Source organism: Marivivens aquimaris (genome assembly GCF_015220045.1).
GTDB lineage: Bacteria > Pseudomonadota > Alphaproteobacteria > Rhodobacterales > Rhodobacteraceae > Marivivens > Marivivens aquimaris.
In genome coordinates, this window is the sequence record NZ_JADBGB010000001.1 from 1,937,048 (window position 1) to 1,951,479 (window position 14,432).

The following is a 14,432-nucleotide window of genomic DNA, read 5'->3' on the forward strand; positions in this document are numbered from 1 at the left end:
TTTTCCCCCTCGGTAAGCCTTCGCGCACTGTAAATCCAGACCCGGAAGGTTTCAGATGACCGATAACAATTTCACGCCCCGCGTGTTCTCTGGCATCAAACCCTCGGGCGGGCTGACCCTTGGCAACTATCTCGGCGCGATCAAACGCTTCGTGGATATGCAGGGCGGCCAGTTCGAGACGATCTATTGCGTGGTAGACCTCCACGCGATCACCGTCTGGCAGGATCCCAAGGAACTGGCGAACGCGACCCGTGAAGTTGCCGCTGGCTACCTTGCCTCGGGCATCGATCCCGAGAAGTCGATCCTGTTCAATCAGGCGCAGGTCGCGGAACACGCCGAGCTGGGCTGGATTTTCAACTGCGTCGCCCGCGTGGGCTGGATGAACCGCATGACGCAGTTCAAGGATAAGGCCGGTTCGGGCAAGGACGCTGAAAAGGCCTCGCTCGGCCTTTATGCCTACCCGTCCCTGATGGCGGCCGACATTTTGCTCTATCACGCGACCCACGTTCCGGTCGGCGAGGACCAGAAGCAGCACGTCGAACTGACCCGCGACATCGCAAAGAAGTTCAACCACGACTTCAAAGTCGACTTCTTCCCCGAGACCACTCCGGTCATCGAAGGCCCTGCCATGCGCGTAATGAACCTGCGCGATGGTTCGAAAAAGATGTCGAAGTCGGGCGAGAGCGACATGGAACGCATCAACATGACTGATGATGCTGACCAGATCGCCAAGAAGTTCAAGAAGGCGAAGTCCGATGCCGAACCGTTGCCGGAAACGCTGGAAGGTCTGACGGACCGTCCGGAGGCGCGCAACCTCGTCAACATCTATGCCGCGCTCAACGATATGACCAACGAACAGGTCATTACAGAGTACGCGGGCGCAGGTTGGGGCAAGTTCAAACCGGCCCTCGCCGATCTCGCTGTTGAAAAGCTTGCGCCGATCTCCACCGAGATGAAGCGCCTGATGGACGATCCGGCTGAAATCGACCGCTTACTAACCCGCGGCGCTGACCGTGCCCGCGAGATTGCGCAGCCGATCCTGAAGCAAACCTACGATATCGTCGGTCTTCTTCGCGGCTGACATCGAAGCGTCACATAGCTGAAACGGAATCAATGAACGCTGGCCTAGCCGGTGTTCCTGTCCGTCGCCGGTCCAAGTCCAGCGTGTCCCCGCTGGCAGAATACCTAGCGTCCACGCTTGCCCCGGCGTGGGCGCGCTTTTGTTTTTGAGGCTCACCCCAGAGGCGAAAGCGGCCGCCACAACGATCATTGCAAGTGACCGAAGCTTCCGACAATATCCCCGAACAAAGGGGACCTTCATGCGTAAATTCCTAGTCGTGCTCGACGATAGCCGTGAATGTTTGAACGCCATGCGCTTCGCCGCGATGCGTGCGCACAATACTGGCGGCGGCGTCACCATCCTGTCGGTCATCACTCCCGACGAGTTCAATCACTGGATTGGCGTGGGCGAGATCATGCGCGAAGAAGCGCGCGAGCGGATCGTGGCCCATTACGAGGTTTTCGCGAAGTGGATGCGCGACCGTCAGAACATCGACCCCGAATTGGTGATACGCGAAGGCGAGCCGGTCCCGCAGATTCTCGATGTTGTGAGTACGGATCCCGACATCGGTGTGTTAGTGCTTGGCGCAGGCGACGATAAGAAGGGTCCTGGCCCTCTCGTAAGCCAACTGACGCGTCAATCGGGTAGTTTGCCCATCCCGATTACTATCGTTCCGGGCGATCTGAGCAAAGAAAAGCTCGAGATGATCACCTGAGAAGAAAAAACATCGAAAAAATCTCAGTTTTTTTTTGGGTCAAGCGCGCAGTTTTCTGCGCGCTTTTTTGCCGGTTCCATCCACTTCTGCGCGCTGATGCACACACGAGTGAATCGAAATGTCGGGAACCTCGCCAGAACTCCCGAGCACCTTAAAAGTTCAATTTTTTATAGCCAAAATTGCAAAAATCTTTTCGACTTTTCGCCCCTTCACTCTCCGGAAATCAGGCACATATCGAATAGCACAAACGGCGCAATACACCGCGTCGCCCTTAGATAACTGGAGTTATATATTATGAAAAAGTTCACTCTTGCCGCTGCCGCCGCTGCTACCATGATCGCTTCGAGCGCTTTCGCTCTGAGCAGCGCTGACGCTTACTTCGACGAAGCCGACAACGTCGTTCTGGGTTCGGAAATCACCCTGGAAACCGTAATGGCTCCCGCTGATGGCGTCATCTCGATCTACGACTACTCGGGTAACGAGCAGGGCGCCCTGCTGGGTACCGACCTGATCGACGGTGGCCTGACTTCGAACGTTGTTGTCGACATCGACGACTACTCGACCACTGACCAGATCCTCGTCACCCTGACCGTGGACGGTGAAGTTGTCGCTTCGAAGACCATGTACACCACCGACATGTAATTCGTTTTCGGATTACTCCGGAAGAGGGTCGCCTTCGGCGGCCCTTTTTCTTTTTAGAATTGTTCTAAACATTGACATTCCCGATGGCTCCCACCATTTTACAACCCTGACAGAAAGGGTTGGCCATCATGTTTATCCAGACCGAATCCACGCCGAACCCGGCGACGCTGAAATTCCTTCCGGGCCAGACCGTACTCGAAGCAGGCACCGCCGATTTCCCGAGCGCGACCGCCGCTGAGAAATCCCCGCTGGCCAGCCGCATTTTCGCGACCGGCGGCATTGCTGGTGTGTTCTTCGGCAACGATTTCGTAACCGTCACCAAAGAGGACTCGGTCGAGTGGGACCATATCAAGCCTGCGATCCTCGGCGCGATTATGGAGCACTTCCAGTCTGGCGCTTCGGCCATCGAAGGCACCGACGCGAGTGGTGGCCACAACTCCGAACACGTTGCGGAAGAAGACGTGGCTGTTGTCGAACAGATCAAAGAGCTTCTCGATACCCGCGTGCGCCCGGCCGTTGCGCAGGATGGCGGCGACATTACGTTCCACGGCTTTGACCGCGGCGTTGTCTATCTGCACATGCAGGGCGCTTGCGCCGGTTGCCCCTCGTCTACTCTCACGCTGAAGATGGGCATCGAAAACCTGCTGCGCCACTACGTTCCTGAAGTGCTCGAGGTCCGCCCCGTTGCGGTTTGATCGACCAGTACTGGCTTTTGATACATCGGCGGCGCATTGCGCCGCCGCTTTGTTATTGGCCGACGGCACCGTGCATACGCGGGTCGAAGAGATGTCCAAGGGACAGGCCGAGCGCCTGATGCCTTTGGTCGAAGAACTGCTGACGGAACATCACCTGAAAATGGCCGACCTCGGCGCGATTGGCGTGGGTATTGGCCCCGGTAATTTCACCGGCATTCGTATTTCCGTCTCCGCCGCCCGAGGCATCGCGCTCGGCCTCGGCATTCCGGCGATCGGTGTCGACGGATTTGATGCCCGCGCCTATGGCAGCGAAGGCCCCGTTACCACTGTGATCTCTGCGCCGCGCGGTCAGGTTTACGTCCGTGATGATAACAGCGCGCCGGAGATGCGCAGCGCTGAAGACGCCTCGCCCTACCCCATCGTGCCAGAGCCGACAGCCCATCAGCTCATCGAGAATGTCGCCCGCATCGCCGCGGAGCGCGCAACGACCAAGCAGCCGCGCCCTGCCCCGCTCTATGTTCGCGCTGCAGACGCCGCCCCGCCGCGCGATGCAGCCCCGAAAATTCTGACATGATCACGGACCGGATGGCCGACATCCACGCGCGGAGCTTCACTGTGCCCCGCCCGTGGTCTGCGAAGGAATTGGACAGCTTCAGATCGGACCCGAAGGTGGTCACGGTCAGTACGGACAATGGCTTTGCTATGGGACAGGTCATTCTGGATGAGGCCGAAGTTCTGACAGTCGCCGTCGATCCTCATGCGCGCCGCGCCGGCGAGGGACGCAAGCTGATGACGGAGCTACTCTCAGCGGTGCAAGCCCGCGGCGTGACGCGCGTTTTTTTGGAAGTGAACGTCAACAACTCTGCCGCGATCGCACTGTACCGCAGTTTCGGATTCTCTGATTCGGGATTGCGCCGCGGGTACTACGCGGTAGGTGACGGAACGTCACATGATGCATTACTCATGCAGGTTACACTAAAGGCGGCGTAAACTTTGATCACGCGATCAAATCTCTATCAAATGACGCGAGATTCAGGTTGACCCTGTCGCTTACCCGCGCCTCTAATTAAGGCAGACACGAAGATGTCGAGGACCGACCAGTAAGGACGGTCCCACAATCCAGTTGGGAGAATAACCATGAGCCTCTTCACCAAATTCCTCGGCGCATCGACCGCGCTGGCCCTGACCGCAGGCGCCGCCATGGCCGATCCCGCCGTGATCTTCGATCTCGGTGGTAAGTTCGACAAATCGTTCAACGAAGCAGCCTTCACCGGCGCGCAGCGTTGGGCCGAAGAAACCGGCGGCAGCTTTGCCGAAACCGAAATCACCTCGGACGCTCAGCGTGAGCAGGCAATTCGCCGCTTCGCCGAAGACGGCTACAACCCGATCGTCATGGCTGGCTTCTCGTGGGGCACCCCGCTGGCAACCGTTGCTGCTGATTATCCGGATATCAAGTTCACCATCATCGACTCGGTCACCGATGCTCCGAACGTCCGTTCGGTCGTCTTCAACGAGCACGAAGGTTCGTACCTCGTCGGTATGCTGGCAGCTATGGCGTCGGAAGACGGCACCGTTGGCTTCATCGGCGGCATGGACATCCCGCTCATCCGCAAGTTCGCTTGTGGCTACGCACAGGGCGTTCTGGCTGTGAACCCGGACGCGACCGTCATCGCCAACATGACCGGTACTACTCCGGCAGCTTGGAACGATCCGGTTAAAGGTTCGGAACTGACCCTCGGCCAGATCAGCCAAGGCGCTGACGTAATCTACGCAGCTGCTGGCGGCACCGGCGTTGGTGTTCTCCAGACCGCAGCCGACCAGGGCGTTTACTCGATCGGCGTCGACTCGAACCAGAACTACATGCAGCCGGGTTCGGTTCTGACCTCGATGCTCAAGCGCGTCGACAACGCTGTTTACGATGCCTTCTCGGCCGGTACCGACGTTGAAGTCGGCCTGCAGGTCATGGGCCTCGACAACGACGGTGTTGGCTACGCTCTCGACGAGTACAACGAAGAGCTGATCACCGACGAAATGAAGGCAGCTGTCGAAGAAGCGACCGCTCAGATCGCTTCGGGCGAGCTGGCTGTTCACGACTACATGTCGGACGAAACCTGCCCGGTTCTGGACTTCTAATTCCAGCACTATCTGATCACGAGGCCGCGCCGCATTGTTCGGCGCGGCTTTCGCTTTCCGACCCGAGGGACAAGCATGAACGACATCGCTCCCGCCATTGAACTTAAGGGCATTTCCAAAGCATTCGGCCCCGTTCAGGCGAACAAGGACATTTCAATCCGGGTTATGCCCGGTACCATCCACGGCATTATCGGTGAGAACGGCGCGGGCAAATCAACGCTCATGTCGATCCTTTACGGGTTCTACAAAGCCGACTCCGGAGAAATCTGGGTCAACGGCAAACAGACCGAAATCCCCGACAGTGAAGCGGCAATTGCAGCCGGTATCGGGATGGTCTTCCAGCATTTCAAACTGGTCGAGAATTTTACCGTTCTCGAAAATATCATTCTGGGCGTCGAGGATGGCTTTCTCCTCCGTCCCTCGCTGAGCAAAGCGCGCCGCGAGTTGAAATCTCTGGCTGACGAATACGGGCTCAACGTCGATCCCGATGCCGTCATCGAAGAGATTGGCGTCGGCATGCAACAGCGCGTCGAAATCCTGAAAGCGCTCTACCGCCGCGCCAACATCCTCATCCTCGACGAGCCGACGGGTGTTCTGACGCCTGCGGAAGCGGACCAGTTGTTCCGCATCCTCGACCGTCTGCGCGAAGAGGGTAAGACGATCATCCTGATCACGCATAAACTGCGTGAAATCATGGACATCACCGACACCGTGTCGGTCATGCGTCGTGGCGAGATGACCGCAACCGTAAAGACCGCAGAAACCAATCCGCAGGAACTGGCGGAGCTGATGGTCGGGCGTAAGGTGCTTCTGCAGGTCGACAAGATCCCCGCTAAACCGGGTGAAGTGGTGCTCGACGTGCAGCATCTGGATGTGACCGACAATCAGGGCGTCCACCGCGTCAAAGACGTGTCCTTCAACATCCGCGCGGGCGAGATCCTCGGCATCGCTGGCGTTGCCGGCAATGGCCAGTCGGAATTGCTCGAAGTCCTTGGCGGTTACCGCAAGGCCAGCGGCAAAGTGCTGGTGAACGGTCAGGAAATCGACCTGTCGTCCAAGGCAGACGGTCAGGACCGCCGCCGTGCAGGCATTTCGCACGTGCCCGAAGACCGCCACCGCGAAGGTCTGATCCTGAATTTCTCGGCTTGGGAAAACACGGCCTTCGGCTACCACATGGACGAGCGTTACCAGAAAAACGGCCTCATTATGGACAATGCCGCGATCATCCGCGACACCGCCGAAAAGATGGAGCGTTTCGACGTTCGCCCGCCGAACCCGATGCTCGCTGCCAAAAACTTCTCGGGCGGCAACCAGCAGAAGATCGTTGTGGCCCGTGAAATCGAACGTAACCCCGACATTCTGTTGATCGGCCAGCCGACCCGCGGTGTCGACATTGGCGCGATCGAATTTATCCACAAGCAGATCGTCGCGCTTCGCGATCAGGGCAAAGCCATCCTACTTGTGTCGGTCGAACTCGACGAGATCATGTCCCTCTCGGACCGGATCGCTGTCATGTTTGACGGCAAGATCATGGGCGAGCGCCTTCCGCATGAAACAGACGTCAACGAACTCGGCCTTCTGATGGCCGGTATGCAGAGGGAAACTGCCTGATGCAAAAGATACCTAACTGGGCCGACGTGGTCCTCGTCCCGCTGATCTCGCTGCTGCTTGCGGCGATTATCTCGGCCATCGTTCTGCTGATTATCGGCCAGAATCCGATCGAGGCGCTCGGCATCCTGATCAGTGGCGCGCTCGGCACGTCAACGAACTTGTCGTACACTCTGTACTACACGACCAACTTCATCTTTACCGGCCTCGCCGTTGCGGTCGCCTATCATGCGCGCCTGTTCAACATCGGCGCAGAAGGCCAGGCGTATGTGGGCGGTCTGGGCGCTGCACTTGCGTGTCTTTATGTGCCGTGGCCGCACTGGACAATCGCGCTGATCGGCGCTGGCGCGACCGCTGCCATTTTCGGCGCAGCGTGGGCAGCGATCCCCGCCTACCTGCAAGCCAAGCGCGGCAGCCACATCGTGATCACCACGATCATGTTCAACTACATCTCCTATCCGCTGCTGAACTACCTGCTGAACGGCCCGATCAAGGCCGAAGGCATGGAAGCCGCGACGCCTTCTTTCGCCTCTAACACGCACCTGCCGAACCTGTCCGAAGTCCTTGGCTTCTTCGGGATCGAGTTCGCTCGCACCGGCCCCGCCAACGTCGCCCTGATTGTGGCGCTTATCGCTTGTGTGGGCGTCTGGGCGCTGATCTGGCGCACCAAGCTCGGATACGAGACCCGCGCCTATGGTGAAAGCGAACCGGCGGCGAAATACGCAGGCATCAACCCAACCAAGATCATCATGGTCGCCATGCTGATTTCCGGCGGCCTCGCAGGCATGATGGCGATTAACAACGTCATGGGTGAAGCAGAGCGACTCGTCCTGAACGCTGTCGAAGGCGCTGGCTTCATCGGCATCGCTGTGGCGCTCATGGGCCGCAACCACCCGTTCGGTATCCTGCTCGCCGCGCTCCTCTTCGGTGCGCTTTACCAAGGCGGCGCGGAACTATCGGCAGAGATGCGCATTCCCCGCGAAATGGTCACCGTCATTCAGGCGCTTGTAATCCTGTTCACCGGCGCGCTGGACAACATGGTGCGGATGCCGATCGAGAAGATTTTCTTGATGATCCGCAACAATAAGGAGGCCAACTGATGGATCTCTTGGCTCTATTCGACATTGCGGTTCTAGACGGCACTGTCCGCCTCGCTGTCCCGCTGCTCCTTGCCTGTCTCGCTGGTCTGTTTTCGGAACGTGCGGGCGTGTTCGACATCGGCCTTGAAGGCAAGATGCTGATCTCGGCCTTCTTTGCCGCTGCGGTTTCGTTCGAAACCGGCAACGTCTGGATCGGCCTGTTTGCGGGTATCGCTTCGTCGGTCGTCCTTTCGCTGCTGCACGGCCTTGCGTCGATCACATTCCGTGGCAACCAGCTCATTTCGGGCGTTGCGATCAACTTCTTCGCCTCGGGCATTACGGTCATCGCCGCGCAGGCGTGGTTTGGCCAAGGTGGCCGTACGCCGTCGCTGACTGGTGGCGCACGTTTCGATCCCATCGTTTTCCCGGGCGCGCTAACCAAGATCCGCGATATCATGAAGGCCGACTGGGGTATGAAGGTCTATTCGGAGCTTTTGTCCGGTCACACCATCATCGCCTACGCAGCACTGCTCATCGTTCCGCTGGTATGGTGGCTCCTCTATCGCACCCGCTTCGGTCTGCGTCTGCGTGCCGTCGGTGAAAACCCCGGTGCTGTTGATACAGCAGGTATTTCGGTCCAGCGGATGCGCTATTCCGCCGTCATCATCTGCGGCGTGCTCACCGGTATCGCGGGTGCTTACCTGTCGACCGGTATTCAGGCGGGCTTCGTTCGCGAGATGACCGCTGGTCGCGGCTATATCGCCCTTGCCGCGTTGATCTTCGCCAAATGGCGTCCGTGGTACGCACTGGGTGCGACGCTGCTGTTTGGTTATCTCCAAGCGCTGGCGATCCGCCCCGACATCCTTGAGCGCGCTATCGGCTTCAAGGTCCAGACTCAGGTTCTGGACGCCCTGCCCTACGTGCTGACTGTTATTGTGCTTGCCGGTTTCGTCGGCAAAGCGATCCCGCCGCGTGCGGGTGGAGAGGCTTATGTCAAAGAACGCTAAACTCATCGAAACCATCCGCGAACACGCGGGCGACTCACCGGTCAAACTGGGCCTGATCCTCGGATCGGGTCTCGGCCACCTTGCTGGCGCTGTCGAAGGCGTGGCGATCCCTTATTCGGAGCTTCCGGGTTTCCCGCACGCTGGCGTGTCGGGCCACAACCCGAACCTCGTCATCGGTACGCTCGAAGGCGTCCGCGTCGCTGTCTTCGGTGGCCGCGCGCATTACTACGAACGCGGCAAGCCTGACGAGATGCGCGTCCCGCTTGAGGTTCTGTGCGAACTGGGTGCGGACACCGTGATCGCGACCAATGCGGCTGGATCGCTGCAGGCTGACATGCCGACCGGTTCAATCATGGCGCTGACCGACCACATCAACTTCAGCGGTCTTAACCCGCTGATCGGTGAGCCGACGGACAAACGCTTCGTGCCGATGATGGACGCCTACGAGCCCGAGCTGCGCAACAAGCTGCTCGCCGCTGCGGAGGCCGAAGAGGTCGAGATGCACAAGGGTATCTATGCTTGGTACTCCGGCCCCTCGTTCGAGACGCCCGCCGAAATCCGCGCGATCAAAACGCTCGGCGCTGACGCGGTGGGTATGTCGACGGTTCCCGAGGTCATCCTCGCTCGCTTCATGGGTCTGCGCGCTGCGGCGATCTCCACGATCACCAACATGGCTGCGGGCATGAGCGACGAGGCGATCAGCCACGAACACACCAAGGCGATGGCGCCGCTCGGCGCCGCAAAGCTGGAAAAGGTCCTGCGCCGCTTCCTGCGAGACCTGTAAAATCAGAGGCGCCCGGCCCTATAGAGGACCGGGGCGCCTTTCTTCGGACAGCAGCACGTTCGCTTCGACTGTCCCGACGCCCGGAAGCGTCATGATCCGCCGCCGCAGAATACGTTCGAAGTCTGCAAGGTCGGTCGCCACCACCCGCAAACGGTAGTCGTAAAGGCCGAGCACATGCTCCACCGTCTGCACTTCGCGGATGGCGGACACCGCACGTTCGAAGTCCTCAAGGCTCACACGGCCCTTGGCGACCAGTTTGACGCCGAGGAACACAGTCACGCCAAACCCAAGCTGTTCGCGGTTCAATACCAGCCGACGCCCAGCAATCGCACCCGCCTGCTCCAGTCGTTTGATCCTGCGCCACGTGGCGGGCTGCGACAGACCAAGCCTACGCCCCAGAACGCTAGCGGACTGCGTGGCGTCCTGCTGAAGACTGCGGAGGATTTTGCGGTCGAGGTCGTCAAGGTCAATCATAGCGGCAGCACCTCTTCGCGCTTCACGGACGCCACGGTCATCAGCGCTTCGATCTCCGCAATATGCGGCAAGTTCAGAACCTGATCGCGGTAGATGGCCTGCCAGTGCGCGAGATCGCGGGCAACGATGTGGAGGCGCACGTCTACGCGGCCAAGGAAAGTCTGGATTTCGATCACTTCGGGCACAAGCCGCGCGGCATCGAGGAAATCGTCGAATGAACGCGGGGCGGCTTTATCTAGCGTGATGCGGAGCGACACCGCCACGTCAAAGCCGAGCGCCTTCCAGTCGATGACCGCCTCCTGCCCGATCAGGATGCCAGCTTCACGCATTTTCTCGATCCGGCGGGTGGCGCGGTTGGCAGTGAGGCCACACGACTCGGCCAGTTCCGGCACGGTCAGCGACGGGTCGGACTGCATCAGGCGCAGAATACGGCGATCGACATCATCAAGCATAGATTTATCAATATTCGACCAACCGACGAATAACAACATCGCTTTTGACGACATTTTCTATTCGCCGCAGTCTCGCGTTCACTATTCGCGGGGCGTAGGGTGCCCCTAATCGAAACGACATGACAAGGAGCGCCCCAATGCGCGTTTATTACGATCGCGATTGCGATGTTAATCTGATCAAGGACAAAAAAGTCGCCATCCTCGGCTACGGTTCGCAGGGCCACGCCCACGCGCTTAACCTCCGCGACTCGGGCGCCAAGAACCTCGTCATCGCTCTGCGCGAAGGTTCGCCGTCGGCCAAGAAAGCCGAAGGTGAAGGTCTTCAGGTCATGGGTATCGCCGAAGCTGCTGCATGGTGCGACGTCATCATGTTCACCATGCCCGACGAACTCCAGGCCGAGACCTACAAGAAGTACGTCAAAGACAACCTCAAGCCGGGCGCTGCTATTGCTTTCGCACACGGCCTGAACGTTCACTTCGGCCTGATCGAAGCCCCCGAAGGCGTTGACGTCATCATGATGGCGCCGAAGGGTCCGGGTCACACCGTTCGCGGCGAATACGTCAAAGGCGGCGGCGTTCCGTGCCTCGTAGCAGTTCACCAAGACGCAACCGGCAAGGCGCTGGACATCGGTCTGTCGTACTGCTCGGCTATCGGTGGCGGCCGCTCGGGCATCATCGAAACCAACTTCCGTGAAGAGTGCGAAACCGACCTCTTCGGCGAACAGGCAGTTCTCTGCGGCGGCCTCGTCGAGCTGATCCGTTGCGGCTTCGAAACTCTGGTTGAAGCCGGCTACGCACCGGAAATGGCCTACTTCGAGTGTCTGCACGAAGTGAAGCTGATCGTTGACCTGATCTATGAAGGCGGCATCGCCAACATGGACTACTCGATCTCGAACACCGCAGAATACGGCCAGTACGTCACCGGCCCGCGCATCCTGCCGTACGAGCAGACCAAGAAAGCCATGAAGGACGTCCTCACCGACATCCAGCAGGGCAAGTTCGTTCGCGACTTCATGCTCGAAAACGCTGTTGGCCAGCCGACCATCAAAGCGTCGCGCCGTGCAAACGACGAGCACCTGATCGAAGCGACCGGCGCCAAGCTGCGCGAAATGATGCCGTGGATCTCCAAGGGCAAGATGGTCGACAAGTCGAAGAACTAATCGACTGTATCCATTACGGAAAGGGCCTCGCATTTGCGGGGCCTTTTTTGTTTGGGCCGATGGATAAGCAACAAAAAAGCGCCCCGAAGGACGCTTTGGAATTCTTAGCTGACGGAGCGGATCAGCGGCGGCGGCGCGCCGACATGGGCACTTTGAGACCGCTGGGGGAATAGCGATCGGTGTTTGCGTCCGAGATGCTGATGAGAGATTTGAGGATACGAATCATTACCAACTCCTTTGCCTGTTCCTCAAAAGTAGTCGGCCCGCGAAATCGCTGCCTTATCCCAACGGGATAGCTCGCGAGCGCAAATTGATAGATTTCAACATTCACAAATGCGCATAGCGCCGAGTAGACAGCCCCTCTACGAAGTGGTCAAAGAGCGCTATGACTTCGCAGCCCACGCCCGCCAACTGGTTCTCGATTTTCGCCCTCGGACTAATCTGGGGCGGCACCTTTATGGTGGTGTCCATCGCGCTCGAAGGCTACGGACCCATCACCGTGGCCTGCGCCCGCACAACGCTCGGCGCGATAGCGATGTTGTCGCTGGCATTGGCGTTGAAAGCTCCCCTACCCAAGCGGAACACCTTCCCCCATCTGGCGGTCATCGGCGCAACGAATACGGCGCTGCCGTTCGTCCTGCTCTCGTGGGGCCAGCAGTATGTGCCGTCCGCGTTTGCGGGAATTTCGATGGCGGCGCTGCCGCTGTTCGTGCTGCCACTGGCGCATTTCTTCTCTGATGAGCGGTTGGACATGCGCCGGACGCTCGGCGTCGTGATCGGTTTCACAGGCGCGCTTGTGCTGATTGGCCCGTCCGCGCTGCGCATCGGCACAGGGGTGGAGCCGCTGGGCCAGATCGCCTGCCTTGCGGCAACGGTATCCTATGCAGGTTCTTCGATCATGACGCGCCGCTGCCCGCCCATTGACCCGATCATGATGACTGCGCTGACACTCGTTGTCGGATCGGCTCTGCTGATCCCCGCCATGCTCGCCGTCGAAGGCGTACCTGCATGGCAACCAGACCGCGCGGGCCTCGCCATCATCTTCCTCGGGTTCTTCCCCACAGCACTCGCAGCTCTCCTGCGGACGCTCGTGATCCGCAGCGCAGGCTCGGTTTTTATGACGCTGGTAAATTATCAGGTGCCCGTATGGTCGGTCCTGTGCGGAGCGTTCCTTCTGAACGAAGAACTCCCGCTCCGCTTCTTTGCGGCGCTGGCTCTGATCCTGACCGGACTGTGCGTCAGCCAGTGGCGTAGCCTGCGCCGCCTGTTCGGCTTTGGTCAGGCGGCCGCCTGAACCTCGGCCACGATGGCATCCACGACCTGTTCGAGCAGGTGAGGATCTTCGCATTCAGCCATGACACGCACGAGCGGTTCGGTGCCGGATTTGCGGATCAGCAGACGGCCTTTGCCTTCGAGGCGTCCTTCGGCATCTGAAATCGCAGCCTTCACAGTCGCAGCGTTCAGCGGATCGGAACCAGCCGCATATCGGACATTTTTCAGCATCTGCGGCACCGTCTCGAACGTCTTTGCCAGCTCGCTCGCACGCTTGCCCGTTTGCACCATCGCCGACAGGAACTGAAGGCCGGCGAGCAAGCCGTCTCCAGTGGTCGCATAGTCGGTCATCACGATGTGCCCCGACTGCTCACCCCCAAGGTTAAAGCCACCCTGACGCATGCGTTCAACAACGTAGCGATCACCCACAGCCGTGCGTTCGAGGCGCAAACCCTGCCCGTCCAGATAGCGCTCCAGCCCGAGGTTCGACATCACGGTCGCAACCAACGCACCGCCGCGCAGGCGGTCTTCGGCAGCCCATTGGGTCGCCATCAGCGCCATGAGTTGATCGCCGTCGGCGACGTTGCCGTTCTCGTCGATGATCATAATGCGGTCGGCGTCACCGTCGAGGCAGATGCCCACGTCAGCGCCATGCGCGACGATCGCTTCGGACGCGGTGCGGGTCGATGTCGAGCCGCAGTTATCGTTTATGTTCTTACCGTTCGGCGAAGTGCCGATCTGGATGACTTCAGCACCGAGTTCCCAAAGGACTTCGGGCGCAACGCGGTAGGCAGCACCATTGGCGCAGTCTACCACGACCTTCAGGCCGGTCAGGTGGCGACCAGCGGGCAGCGTGGACTTGATGCGCTCGGCATAGCGGAAACGGCCGTCGTCGATGCGCTTGGCACGGCCGATGTTTTCAGCCTTGGCCGGCGCAATTTCGTTGAACACCAGCTCTTCGATCTCGGCCTCGGCGACGTCGGACAGTTTGAAGCCGTCAGGGCCAAAGAACTTGATGCCGTTGTCGTGGTGCGGGTTATGGCTGGCCGAAATCATGATGCCGACGTCGGCACGCATGGAGGTCGTGAGCATCCCTACCGCAGGGGTCGGGATCGGACCAAACAACAGCACGTTCATGCCGGTCGAGGTCAGGCCCGCTGTCAGCGCGTTTTCGAACATATAGCCAGACAGACGCGTGTCCTTGCCGATGACAACGCGGTGGCCATTCGAGCCGTCGTTGCGGAAATAGCGTCCTGCAGCAGCTCCGATTTTCAGCGCCATATCGGCGGTCATCGGGTACTGGTTGGCTTTGCCACGGACACCGTCGGTTCCGAACAGTTTACGGCTCATT

The 14,432-nt window shown here is 59.5% G+C and carries 16 protein-coding genes; 13 read left to right on the forward strand and 3 right to left on the reverse strand.

What is annotated here, in order from left to right; all coding sequences use genetic code 11:
* The first annotated feature begins 55 nt into the window (after positions 1–55).
* From trpS to IF204_RS09575, 11 genes are all read left to right on the forward strand, one after another.
* Positions 56–1,081 (forward strand): tryptophan--tRNA ligase, encoded by a 1,026-nt coding sequence (trpS, locus tag IF204_RS09525; RefSeq protein WP_194096512.1) that lies wholly within the window; start codon positions 56–58, stop codon positions 1,079–1,081.
* A gap of 238 nt (positions 1,082–1,319) precedes the next feature.
* Entirely contained in the window at positions 1,320–1,775 is a 456-nt protein-coding gene (locus tag IF204_RS09530) for a universal stress protein (protein ID WP_167636063.1), read from the forward strand.
* Between the two features lie 294 nt (positions 1,776–2,069).
* Complete coding sequence (locus IF204_RS09535) at positions 2,070–2,417, forward strand: hypothetical protein (RefSeq protein ID WP_194096514.1); 348 nt, start codon at positions 2,070–2,072, stop codon at positions 2,415–2,417.
* 128 nt (positions 2,418–2,545) lie between these two features.
* A complete protein-coding gene (locus IF204_RS09540; protein ID WP_194096516.1) occupies positions 2,546–3,112 on the forward strand; it encodes a NifU family protein in 567 nt (188 codons plus the stop codon).
* Positions 3,102–3,686, forward strand: a complete 585-nt coding sequence (gene tsaB / locus IF204_RS09545) for a tRNA (adenosine(37)-N6)-threonylcarbamoyltransferase complex dimerization subunit type 1 TsaB (protein WP_194096518.1) — start codon at positions 3,102–3,104, stop codon at positions 3,684–3,686. The genes IF204_RS09540 and tsaB overlap by 11 nt, the downstream gene beginning before the upstream one ends.
* Positions 3,683–4,102 carry a ribosomal protein S18-alanine N-acetyltransferase gene (rimI, locus tag IF204_RS09550; protein WP_194096520.1) on the forward strand — a complete coding sequence of 140 codons (420 nt, stop codon included), beginning with the start codon at positions 3,683–3,685 and terminating at the stop codon, positions 4,100–4,102. The genes tsaB and rimI overlap by 4 nt, the downstream gene beginning before the upstream one ends.
* Before the next feature lie 147 nt (positions 4,103–4,249).
* Complete coding sequence (locus IF204_RS09555) at positions 4,250–5,245, forward strand: BMP family lipoprotein (RefSeq protein ID WP_194096521.1); 996 nt, start codon at positions 4,250–4,252, stop codon at positions 5,243–5,245.
* Positions 5,246–5,320: 75 nt separating this feature from the next.
* Positions 5,321–6,856 carry an ABC transporter ATP-binding protein gene (locus IF204_RS09560; protein ID WP_194096523.1) on the forward strand — a complete coding sequence of 512 codons (1,536 nt, stop codon included), beginning with the start codon at positions 5,321–5,323 and terminating at the stop codon, positions 6,854–6,856.
* Entirely contained in the window at positions 6,856–7,953 is a 1,098-nt protein-coding gene (locus IF204_RS09565; RefSeq protein ID WP_194096525.1) for an ABC transporter permease, read from the forward strand. The genes IF204_RS09560 and IF204_RS09565 overlap by 1 nt, the downstream gene beginning before the upstream one ends.
* Positions 7,953–8,939: an ABC transporter permease gene (locus IF204_RS09570; RefSeq protein WP_194096527.1), complete on the forward strand. Its 987-nt coding sequence runs from the start codon at positions 7,953–7,955 to the stop codon at positions 8,937–8,939. Before IF204_RS09565 ends, IF204_RS09570 begins: the two co-directional genes overlap by 1 nt.
* Positions 8,923–9,723: a purine-nucleoside phosphorylase gene (locus IF204_RS09575; RefSeq protein ID WP_194096529.1), complete on the forward strand. Its 801-nt coding sequence runs from the start codon at positions 8,923–8,925 to the stop codon at positions 9,721–9,723. Before IF204_RS09570 ends, IF204_RS09575 begins: the two co-directional genes overlap by 17 nt.
* 18 nt (positions 9,724–9,741) lie before the next feature.
* Here the strand turns inward: IF204_RS09575 and IF204_RS09580 are convergent, their stop codons facing one another.
* Together IF204_RS09580 and IF204_RS09585 are read right to left on the reverse strand one after the other, a co-directional pair.
* The gene (locus IF204_RS09580) at positions 9,742–10,197 is read right to left on the reverse strand and encodes an Lrp/AsnC family transcriptional regulator (RefSeq protein ID WP_167636053.1); all 456 of its coding nucleotides are present in this window, start codon (positions 10,195–10,197) and stop codon (positions 9,742–9,744) included.
* Positions 10,194–10,649: an Lrp/AsnC family transcriptional regulator gene (locus tag IF204_RS09585; RefSeq protein ID WP_194096530.1), complete on the reverse strand. Its 456-nt coding sequence runs from the start codon at positions 10,647–10,649 to the stop codon at positions 10,194–10,196. Before IF204_RS09585 ends, IF204_RS09580 begins: the two co-directional genes overlap by 4 nt.
* Before the next feature lie 137 nt (positions 10,650–10,786).
* On the opposite strand from IF204_RS09585, the gene ilvC reads away from it, so the two are divergent.
* Both ilvC and IF204_RS09595 read left to right on the forward strand, forming a co-directional pair.
* Entirely contained in the window at positions 10,787–11,809 is a 1,023-nt protein-coding gene (gene ilvC / locus IF204_RS09590; protein ID WP_194096532.1) for a ketol-acid reductoisomerase, read from the forward strand.
* 385 nt (positions 11,810–12,194) lie between these two features.
* Positions 12,195–13,103, forward strand: a complete 909-nt coding sequence (locus tag IF204_RS09595) for a DMT family transporter (protein WP_194096534.1) — start codon at positions 12,195–12,197, stop codon at positions 13,101–13,103.
* Here the strand turns inward: IF204_RS09595 and glmM are convergent.
* Positions 13,088–14,431, reverse strand: coding sequence for a phosphoglucosamine mutase (glmM, locus tag IF204_RS09600; protein WP_194096536.1), 1,344 nt, complete (start codon positions 14,429–14,431; stop codon positions 13,088–13,090). The genes IF204_RS09595 and glmM overlap by 16 nt on opposite strands.
* Position 14,432: the final 1 nt, after the last annotated feature.